This is a genomic window from Gemmiger formicilis (assembly GCF_016901605.1).
GTDB lineage: Bacteria > Bacillota > Clostridia > Oscillospirales > Ruminococcaceae > Gemmiger > Gemmiger formicilis_B.
Genome location: NZ_JACJKP010001096.1, coordinates 1 through 205, shown reverse-complemented (window position 1 = coordinate 205; position 205 = coordinate 1). Strand labels below are relative to the sequence as shown.

Annotated in this window: 1 protein-coding gene; it reads left to right on the top strand. The window is 65.9% G+C overall.

Annotated elements, in window-relative coordinates:
- Positions 1 to 205: PEP-utilizing enzyme (locus tag H6B10_RS17885; RefSeq protein WP_243427465.1), on the top strand; the 205-nt coding region annotated here is incomplete at both ends.

Here is a 205-nt window from a genome sequence, read left to right as displayed (position 1 = left end):
GGGCGGCCACGCCGTCGCCTGCACCTGAAACGCCCCAGCATTCTGGTAGCCGACCGGTTTTTCCCCAGCGATCTGTTCAGCCTGGACCGGCGGATGATTCTGGGGTTGGCCAGCAATCAGGACAGCACGGTCAGTCACGCCGCCATTATGGCCCGCAGCCTGGGGATTCCCGCCATTGTCCAATTGGGCGACGGCGTGGCCGCCC